The organism is Ilumatobacter sp., assembly GCF_049588435.1.
Lineage (GTDB): Bacteria > Actinomycetota > Acidimicrobiia > Acidimicrobiales > Ilumatobacteraceae > Ilumatobacter_A.
Genome location: NZ_JBAVYV010000330.1, coordinates 1 through 6358, shown reverse-complemented (window position 1 = coordinate 6358; position 6358 = coordinate 1). Strand labels below are relative to the sequence as shown.

At 68.0% G+C, this 6358-nt stretch carries 8 protein-coding genes; all 8 read left to right on the top strand.

The features are described 5' to 3' along the window. Positions 1–1685 (top strand): aerobic carbon-monoxide dehydrogenase large subunit (locus tag WBV89_RS12850; RefSeq protein ID WP_423981749.1); only part of this gene is annotated, 1685 nt, incomplete at its 5' end. 23 nt (positions 1686–1708) lie between these two features. Continuing rightward, positions 1709–2605, top strand: coding sequence for an XdhC family protein (locus WBV89_RS12845; RefSeq protein WP_423981748.1), 897 nt, complete (start codon positions 1709–1711; stop codon positions 2603–2605). A 2-nt stretch (positions 2606–2607) separates the two neighbouring features. Beyond that, positions 2608–3501 (top strand): AAA family ATPase, encoded by an 894-nt coding sequence (locus WBV89_RS12840; protein ID WP_423981750.1) that lies wholly within the window; start codon positions 2608–2610, stop codon positions 3499–3501. Beyond that, a complete protein-coding gene (locus tag WBV89_RS12835) occupies positions 3501–3674 on the top strand; it encodes a hypothetical protein (protein WP_423981747.1) in 174 nt (57 codons plus the stop codon). The genes WBV89_RS12840 and WBV89_RS12835 overlap by 1 nt, the downstream gene beginning before the upstream one ends. Beyond that, a complete protein-coding gene (locus WBV89_RS12830; RefSeq protein WP_423981746.1) occupies positions 3671–4897 on the top strand; it encodes a vWA domain-containing protein in 1227 nt (408 codons plus the stop codon). The genes WBV89_RS12835 and WBV89_RS12830 overlap by 4 nt, the downstream gene beginning before the upstream one ends. A gap of 242 nt (positions 4898–5139) precedes the next feature. After that, positions 5140–5697: a type 1 glutamine amidotransferase domain-containing protein gene (locus WBV89_RS12825; protein WP_423981745.1), complete on the top strand. Its 558-nt coding sequence runs from the start codon at positions 5140–5142 to the stop codon at positions 5695–5697. A 32-nt stretch (positions 5698–5729) separates the two neighbouring features. Further along, the gene (locus WBV89_RS12820; RefSeq protein WP_423981744.1) at positions 5730–6002 is read left to right on the top strand and encodes a DUF7218 family protein; all 273 of its coding nucleotides are present in this window, start codon (positions 5730–5732) and stop codon (positions 6000–6002) included. Positions 6003–6048: 46 nt separating this feature from the next. Continuing rightward, on the top strand, positions 6049–6358 hold a 310-nt coding region (locus WBV89_RS12815), incomplete at its 3' end, for a helix-turn-helix domain-containing protein (protein ID WP_423981743.1).

The following is a 6358-nucleotide window of genomic DNA, read 5'->3' as shown; positions in this document are numbered from 1 at the left end:
GCACGGTGTACGCACTCGTCGCCGGACTGCCCGAACACAAGATCCGGATCATCGCCCCCGACATCGGCGGTGGCTTCGGCAACAAGGTGCCGATCTATCCCGGCTACGTCTGTGCGATCGTCGCGTCACTCCTGATCGGCAAGCCGGTCAAGTGGATGGAGGACCGCACCGAGAACCTGGTGTCGACCGGTTTCGCCCGCGACTACGTGATGCGTGGTGAGATCGCGGCGACGAAGGAGGGCAAGATCCGCGCGATCCGCACCGAGGTGCTCGCCGACCACGGCGCGTTCAACGGAACCGCCGCTCCGGTGAAGTACCCCGCCGGATTCTTCGGCGTGTTCACCGGCAGCTACGACATCGAAGCGGCCTACGCCCACATGAGTGCGGTGTACACGAACAAGGCCCCGGGCGGCGTCGCGTACGCGTGCTCGTTCCGGATCACCGAGGCGGTGTACCTCGTCGAGCGGATGGTCGACGTCTTGGCCTACGACCTCGAGATGGACCCCGCCGAACTCCGGCTCCAGAACTTCATCCAGCCCGAGCAGTTTCCATACGAGTCGAAGACGGGGTGGGTCTACGACTCGGGTGACTACGAGCCCACGATGCGCAAGGCGATGGCGATGGCCGGCTACGACGAGCTGCGTCGGGAGCAGGAGGAGAAGCGCGCCCGCGGCGAGTTGATGGGAATCGGCATCTCGTTCTTCACCGAGGCGGTCGGTGCCGGTCCACGCAAGGACATGGACATCCTCGGCCTCGGGATGGCCGACGGCTGCGAGCTGCGCGTCCACCCGACGGGCAAGGCGGTCGTCCGGCTGTCGGTCAAGACCCAGGGTCAGGGCCACGAGACGACGTTCGCGCAGATCATCGCCCAGGAGATCGGCATCCCACCGGATGACATCGACGTCGTCCACGGCGACACCGACAACACGCCGTTCGGCCTCGGCACGTACGGCAGTCGTTCGACGCCGGTGTCGGGTGCGGCCGCGGCGCTCGTCGCCCGCAAGGTGCGCGACAAGGCGCAGATCATCGCGTCGGGGATGTTGGAGGCCTCGGTCGCCGACATCGAGTACGAGGCGGGCACGTTCCGGGTCAAGGGCGATCCCGAGAAGTCGGTGACGATCCAGGACATCGCAATGCGCGCGCACGGTGCGGGCGATCTGCCCGAGGGCATCGAGGGCGGGCTCGAAGCGCAGATCTGCTACAACCCCGAGAACCTGACCTACCCGTTCGGTGCCTACATCTGCGTGGTCGACATCGACCCCGGCACCGCCGAGGTCAAGGTCCGGCGGTTCATCGCCATCGACGACTGCGGCACCCAGATCAACCCGATGATCATCGAGGGCCAGGTCCACGGGGGCCTTGCCGACGGCGTCGGGATGGCGCTGATGGAGATGATCTCGTTCGACGAGGAAGGCAACTGCCTCGCCGGATCGCTGATGGACTACCTCATCCCCACGGCGATGGAGGTCCCCGACTGGGAAACCGGCCACACGGTCACGCCGTCTCCGCACCACCCGATCGGGGCGAAGGGAATCGGCGAATCGGCCACCGTCGGCTCACCACCGGCGATCGTCAACGCGGTCGTCGATGCGCTCAAGCCGTACGGGATCCGCCATGCTGACATGCCACTCACTCCGAGCCGGGTCTGGGAAGCGATGCAGGGCAACCACACGCCGCCGATCTGAGCCGGGAATCGAGCACGGATCCGATGGTCGCCTCGCAACAACACGCCACCCGCGTCGCCGAACTGGTGGCACAACGCCGCTCGTTCGTGCGCGCCACCGTCGTTCGAGCCCAGTGTCCGACGTCGGCACGGCCCGGTGACGCGGCGATCGTGCTTCCCGACGGACGCATCGAGGGGTTCATCGGTGGGCAGTGCGCGGAGGAGTCGGTACGCACCGCTGCGCTCGATTCGCTCGACTCGGGCGAGTCGACGTTGCTGCGCATCCTGCCCGGCGACAGCGACGAGTTTCCGGAGACGCCCGGAGCGATCACCGTGGTGAACCCGTGTCTGTCCGGCGGAGCGATCGAGGTCTTCATCGAGCCCAGCCTTCCCGCCGCGCGCGTCGTGGTGGTCGGCAACACGCCGATCGCCGATGCGCTCGCCCAGTTCGGAACGCAACTGGGATTCTCGATCGATCACGACGCGGCAGGTGAGACGACCGAGGGTGCAACGGCGGTGCTCGTCGCGAGTCACGGTCGAGCCGAGGAGGACACGATCCGCGCGGCGCTCGACGCGGGGATCGACTTCATCGGGCTCGTCGCGAGCGCGACGCGGGGCGCTGCGGTGATCGAGTCGCTCGGCCTGACCGACGACGAGCGTGGTCGGGTCCGGAGTCCGGTCGGCATCTCGATCGGTGCGCGCACGGCGGAGGAGATCGCGTTGTCGATCCTCGCCGACCTCGTCCGGGCGGTCCGCGTCGACGGGCTCGTCGCACCGGCCACCGAGACCGAACCTCGACCGATCACCGCCATCGACCCGGTCTGCGGAATGACGGTCACCGTCGTCGACGACACCCCGCACCTCGCGCACGACGGAGTCGACTACTGGTTCTGCAACCCTGGATGCCGGACCCGACACGCCGAGGAACTCGGCGTCGCGTGACGATGGAACCCGACGCCGGCGCTGCGCCGTCGCTCGACGGTCTACGCAGCGCGCTCGACGCCGTCGACTACCTCGTCGACGACGGGCTGTCGATGGCGCTCTACCTGACGATGAAGCTCGGCCAGCCGCTCCTGCTCGAAGGGGAGCCGGGTGTCGGCAAGACGACCGCGGCAAAAGCGGTCGCCGAGGCGATCGGAGCCGACCTCATCCGCCTGCAGTGCTACGAGGGGATCACCGCCGCAGAGGCGCTCTACGAGTGGAACTACCCGCGTCAGATGCTCGCGATCCGCGTGGCCGAGGCCGACCGGGACGGTGCCGACACCGCGTTGACGAGCGACGATCTGTTCACGTCGGAGTTCCTGCTCGACCGGCCGCTGCTGCGCTCGGTCCGCTCGACCTCGACGGTGCCACCCGTGCTGCTGATCGACGAGATCGACCGTTCCGACGACGAGTTCGAGGCGCTGCTGCTCGAGTTCCTCGGCGAGGCGTCGGTGACGGTGCCCGAACTCGGCACGTTCACCGCGACACGCCGACCGATCGTGATCCTGACCTCCAACCGGAACCGTGAGCTGCACGACGCGTTGAAACGGCGGTGCTACTACCACTGGATCGAGTACCCGTCGGTCGAACGCGCCGCCGAGATCGTCCGCCGCCGGGTGCCCGGTGCCTCGACCGCTCTCGTCGAGGCGGCAACTGCGTTCGTGTCGACGTCGCGCGTTCTCGACCTCGACAAGCCGCCCGGGTTGGCCGAGGCGATCGACTGGGTGAGCGCGCTGCACGCGCTCGGCGTGACGGAGTTCGAACGGGAGACCGCGATCACGACGATCGGAGCGATCGCGAAGACGCCCGACGACGCGGATGAACTGCGGCGCGCGGCCCAGGAGTACGCCTCCTGATGCTCGCTCATCACGAGGCGCTGCTCGTGGTGCAGACGGTGGGTCCGATCGGCCTGACCGGGTGGGCCGCACTGATCGGAGCCCGCTGGTACTCGGTCACCCATCGACGATCGGAGTGCGCCGACCACGCGGGCGGTCACGCGATCGATGGGCCGTCGTCGGACGGACCGTGACCGGGGCGCACCTCTTCACCGGCGTCGACCGTGCGCTGTTCGCCGCGACGTTCGCCAATCGATTGCGTCGCTCCGGGGTGGACGTCGCATTCAGTTCGGTCGAACGCTGCGCGGCGTCGCTCGATGCGATCGGTCCGCTGACGCTGGCCGACGCGTACTGGGCGCTCCGACTCAGCCTCGTCACGCGCCACGAGCAGCTCCCGCTCTTCGACGAGGTGTTCGCTGCGGTGTTCGACGTGGTGACCGACATCGAGATGGGTTGGATCCGGGAGCGAAGTGGTCGCGATCGTCCTGTTCCCACCGGAGACGACGACGATGTCCTCGTCCGTCTCCCCCGCCTGATCGACGACGCCGATGCCACGACCGCGGCGCTCCCGTGGGCAACGCTTCCACCCGCTGCCGACCAGGCCGACGATGAAGACGACGGCTCCGACGACGCGCTGGCGGTCCCCGAGTTGAGCCCGTCATCGGTCCAGGTGGACATGGATCGTCCCTTCGACCGGCTCGACGAGGCCGAACTCGATCGACTCGGGGCGCTGCTGGAAGCGTCCGTGACCGAGTGGCCACAACGTCGGTCGAGGCGACGGCGGCCGACGCACTCCGGGGGGCAGATCGCGCTCCGACGCACGATGCGCACGGCGATGCGCACGGGGGGCGAGGTCATGTCGCTCGCGCACGAACGTCGCCAACGCCGGCCGCGACCCGTGGTGGTGCTGCTCGACGTGAGCGGATCGATGGAGCGTCACGCCCGCGCCTACCTCCACCTCGTTCGCCCGCTCGCGCTCGTCCACCGCGCGGAGGTCTTCGCGTTCGCGACCCGCCTGACGCGGATCACCCCAGCAGTCCGCTCCCGCGCCTGCACGGATGTGATCGAGCACATGAACGAGGCCGTCGGTGATCGCTTCTCCGGGACTCGGGTGGCGACCAGCGTGCAGACCCTGTTGCACCATCGAACGTGGGGCACGTCGTTGCGCGGTGCCGTCGTGCTCATCTGCTCGGACGGGTGGGACACCGACGACCCGGTCGAACTCGATCGGGCGATGCGCCGGATGTCGCTGCTCGCCCATCGCATCGTCTGGGTCAACCCGCGAGCCGCCGCCGCGGGTTTCGAACCCCAGGCCGGGGGAATGGCCGCGGCGCTGCCGTACTGCGACGCGTTCCTCGCCGGGAACACCGGGCGCTCGATGCACGACGTGATCCACGCACTGTCCGAATCTGCCTGACGGTCACCGACCGCCCCTCGACCACGACCGACCGCACATCGCCCGCACATCGCCCGCGGTGTGGGGCTTCTCGGCCCCGATTCGTCTCAGCACATGAGACGGATCCGGGTCGAGAACGGGATGGGCTCCGTCACCATGGGTCTCGCCGCCGGCCGATTCCGATTCGAGCACGGCCGCGGGAATGACTTCGCCGGACCGTGGGTAGTCCATCGGGGTCGGGCAACACAACGAACGGAGATCCCATGTCGAACGAACTCGAAGGAAAGACCGTGGCCTTTCTCGTCGCCAACGAGGGCATCGAACAGGTCGAACTCACCGATCCATGGCAGCGTGTCGTGGACACCGGTGGGACCCCGCGCCTGATCGCTCCCGAGGCCGGAAAGGTCCAGGCCTTCGACCACCTCACCACCGCCGATGAGTTCGATGTCGACGGAACGGTGGCGGACGCGCAGGTCGCCGATTTCGACGCCCTGATGCTGCCCGGAGGGGTCGCCAATCCCGACCAGCTCCGAGTCGACGCGGACGCCGTCGCATTCGTGAAGGGCTTCTTCGACGCCGGCAAGCCGGTGGCGGCGATCTGCCACGCCCCGTGGACACTCGTCGAAGCCGGTGTCGTCGAGGGTCGAACACTCACGAGCTGGCCCAGCCTTCAGACCGACATCGAGAACGCAGGTGGAACATGGGTCGACCAGGACGTCGTGGTGTGCGATTGCGCTCCGAGCCTCCTCGTCACGAGCCGTAATCCTGACGACCTCCCGGCGTTCAACGACCGCATGATCGAGACGTTCGCAGGCGCCTGAACGACACACCATCGACCGAGCAGGAGATCCCGATGCCGAAGAAGCAGAACCCAGGACCATCGATCAAGGACGACGAGCAGTACGAAGCGCTGCGCAACGACGGGATGAGCAAGGAGAAGGCCGCCCGGATCGCCAACGCGTCGGCCGCAGCGGGCCGCTCCACCGTGGGTGCGCGCGGAGGTCGTGCGGAGGACTACGAGGATCGCACGAAGGACGAGCTGCTCGAGCGTGCTCGCGAGATCGGTATCGAGGGTCGCTCGACGATGAACAAGTCCGAGCTGATCGACGCGCTCCGCAACCACTGACCGCTGCGGCGACGAGCCGGATTCGACGGACAGCTACCGTCGATCCATGGACTACGACGACGTTGCGGCTGCGTTCCTCACCCCGCTCGATGAGCCGATCGCCCCACCGGAGGTGCCGACGTCGACCGCTCGCCGTCTCCGGGATGCCGTCGAACCGATCGCGACGATCGGGTGGTGGGCGCGGTCGGCCGGCGACGGGTTCGCGAACGTCGGACTCGAGTTCTTCGGCGGCTACATGTGGGGAAGAGCGGCGGCACTCGGCGGCGACGTGGACACCAGCGTCGCAATCTCGGCATTCGGGGTCTTCGAACCGTCGCTGATGGACGGGGTGCTGATCTCCGCGCGGGCGATCGCGT